Annotated in this window: 3 protein-coding genes and 1 pseudogene; 1 reads left to right on the top strand and 3 read right to left on the bottom strand. The window is 47.2% G+C overall.

The genetic code is table 11. The features are described from left to right. The 3 genes and pseudogenes from RMO35_RS23090 to RMO35_RS23080 all read right to left on the bottom strand — a co-directional run. Positions 1-122, bottom strand: a pseudogene (locus RMO35_RS23090) (agmatinase); the annotation flags it as partial. 33 nt (positions 123-155) lie between these two features. Beyond that, positions 156-500 carry a hypothetical protein gene (locus RMO35_RS23085; protein ID WP_309744740.1) on the bottom strand — a complete coding sequence of 115 codons (345 nt, stop codon included), beginning with the start codon at positions 498-500 and terminating at the stop codon, positions 156-158. A 373-nt stretch (positions 501-873) separates the two neighbouring features. Then, entirely contained in the window at positions 874-1,578 is a 705-nt protein-coding gene (locus RMO35_RS23080) for a TIGR02466 family protein (RefSeq protein ID WP_309744738.1), read from the bottom strand. A gap of 301 nt (positions 1,579-1,879) precedes the next feature. Between RMO35_RS23080 and RMO35_RS23075 the strand changes: the two genes are divergently transcribed. Next, the coding region (locus RMO35_RS23075) for a CofH family radical SAM protein (RefSeq protein WP_396135716.1) at positions 1,880-2,722 on the top strand (843 nt) is incomplete at its 3' end.

Raw genomic sequence — 2,722 nt, 5'->3', positions numbered from 1 at the left:
GTCACTTCCCACGGCACCCCAAAAACGATCGTCTGCGCTGAATCATAATCGCATGGCAAGCCAAATAAGTTACCATTGACTTGCCCGACACCGCTAGGATCGTAATTATCTAGATTATTCATCACGCCACTCTCAACAATCGACTAGTTTCTAGTCTAACTAACTTCAGCCATCGCGCGAAGGTGACGCAAGGATCGAATACTAGCAGGGCAGTCACAACCTAACATCGCTGCTGCTGCATCACTTTCTTCATCGCTAAAATTGACGAAAGCATCGGGATCTTTGGCTTCTGCGGCAGCTTTAGCGATGAGAACTGCTCTGGGGTCGTTACTTGCTAGTTGTGAAGATTTGACGCACACGAGTCGATTGTGAGTGCTGACGCAAAACTTATTGTCAAGGCTTGGTTTGTTACCAGCCAGAGCGGGTGCTGCGGTCACAAACGGTAAAATCGTACTAAGAGCTGTAGGTGCCGACAGAAATAGAAGTAAAAATCTTTTCATAAATTAATTAATCTTAAAGATTAACGCCACTTGATTCTGAACACTAACCGATCGCAGCGAGGTTAGTCAACCGGGTACATACCAGTAAAACTGGCATCAAATCATCGCTGTAGCTAATATTCACCAGTTTTGACCGCAATCTTATCTGCTTCGACTATGTTTACTTTGCTTAATGTTCCCTGGTACAAGCTGTGAGTAACGGCGGCTGAGGTTGGCGATCGCCGTAAATCTTGCTAATCTAACATCAGTTTCTCCTAGCGGAGAGGCTACGCCAACGGGTTAGGGATATTTGCTCCGCACTAGCATCGCCTCCGATTGAAATCGGGGCTAACGCTACAAAGTCCGCCTTCGTGGACTGGTTTATTATCAATTATCAATGAGACTTAAACTGCTGCCACTGAGTAGGTGGTGGTGTCAAGAACTCATACGCACCCGACGCCGCACCCTTGGCTGTCAGCACGATATCGAATGATAGAGAGACGCGTAGCTCCTCCGTCTCATTCATCGTGACAGCATGACGTTGCTTGGCGGGAAACATCAATAATCTGCCCTCGACAGGGAGATAGGCTGCTTGAAGCTGGTTGAGGTAGTTATCTTCAGCAATGATATCGGTATTTTCACTGCCCAATCCCGGACTCACCTCATTTACCAACGCCTCATCAATAAACACCAGCCGCCCCGGATCGTAAGTCCCCTCGCTCGGGACTTTAATATAGTAAACAGCACTAACGTGAGCGGTATTGTGACAATGGGCACCAACTTCTTGCTCTGTCCGTGAAACGATCGGCCATGCCCGCTGAATATATAAATCGACCTTGCTCAGATCGATTCCCAGCTCTAGCAAATAGATCGCTGTATGCCGCTCTACTTGCTCCACAATCCACACAAACGCCGGATTGGTATGAATTTGAGCCACGCCATGAAGATCGCCCGTCCAGGCCATTTCTGGATAGTTACGGCGTTCGCCACCTTCTCGCTCTAGCTGTAATACCGCATCGAGTAAGGTTTGTTGATGCTTGGCAGCATCTTGCAGATCTTCATAATAAATTGCCAGTGGAAACAAAGTCTCGATCGGCATAAAAATCTTTTCCTCAATATCGCTAGTTCCCCGATCGAGTTTAGCAAGTCAGTGACATCAATGCGATCGGTAGGTTTTAGGTTTTAGGCTTTAGGTTTTAGGCTTTAGGGAATATGGAATAGGCTTTAGGGAATAGGGAATAGGGAACCGCTTCCCACCACCATCTAGATTTCAGGCTCGGTCTATTTTATAAATGTTCGAGTTCTATTCAACTAGAGTGGCTATAATGATTGGAACTCGATCGGACTAATATTCACCAATCGCTGACTCATTCATTTTCCATTCTGGTTATCATTTCTATATGTCTGAAATTGCCGCTTCTACTATTGCTTCAGACATTAGCACGGTCGAGCGGATTCTCGATCGAGCCTTGCAAGGCGAGGATATTTCTACAGCCGATGCACTCTTGCTCCTGATTCAAACTAGTCCCGATCTTATCGAGCAGATTCGGTTGACAGCCGACAAGCTTCGACACCAGCAAGTTGGCGATACAGTTACCTATGTTATCAATCGCAATATTAACTTCACCAATATTTGCGAGCAGCACTGTAGTTTCTGCGCTTTTCGGCGCGATGCAGGTACTGAGGGCGCATTTTGGTTGAGCACCGAACAGATTTTAGCTAAAGCCGCTGATGCTGTCTCGCTCTCGGCGACGGAAATTTGTATGCAGGGCGGTTTACATCCCGGTGCCAAGATTGGGGGTCGATCGCTGACTTATTATGTAGAGTTAGTTACGGCACTTAAAACTACGTTCCCACAACTCCATCTTCATGCTTTCTCACCCCAAGAAGTAGAGTTTATCGCCCGTCAAGATGGGTTGAGTTATGCTGATGTAATTATGGCGCTCCAACGTGCTGGTGTCGGTTCGATGCCAGGAACGGCGGCGGAGGTACTCGATGATACGGTGCGGCGGGTAATTTGCCCCGAAAAGATCTCTAGTGCGACGTGGATTGAGATTATCTCTACGGCTCATCGATTGGGGCTACCCACGACTAGTACGCTGTTAGCCGGACATATCGAGACTCCCAGCCAGCAAATCGCCCATTTAGAGCAGTTAAAACAAATTCAACAACACGCGATCGAGTCTGAGTATCCCACACGCATTACGGAATTTATCATTCTTCCTTTTGTCGGTGAATCTGCA

The organism is Chamaesiphon sp. OTE_20_metabat_361 (genome assembly GCF_031364565.1).
The sequence above is the reverse complement of the archived record's forward strand: the minus strand, read 5'-3'. Positions and strand labels throughout refer to the sequence as shown.

What these genes read in the sequence shown, in the direction of transcription:
- RMO35_RS23085 (WP_309744740.1), bottom strand. Translation starts at nt 500, where the DNA reads ATGAAAAGATTTTTACTTCTATTTCTGTCGGCACCTACAGCTCTTAGT.
- RMO35_RS23080 (WP_309744738.1), bottom strand. Translation starts at nt 1,578, where the DNA reads ATGCCGATCGAGACTTTGTTTCCACTGGCAATTTATTATGAAGATCTG.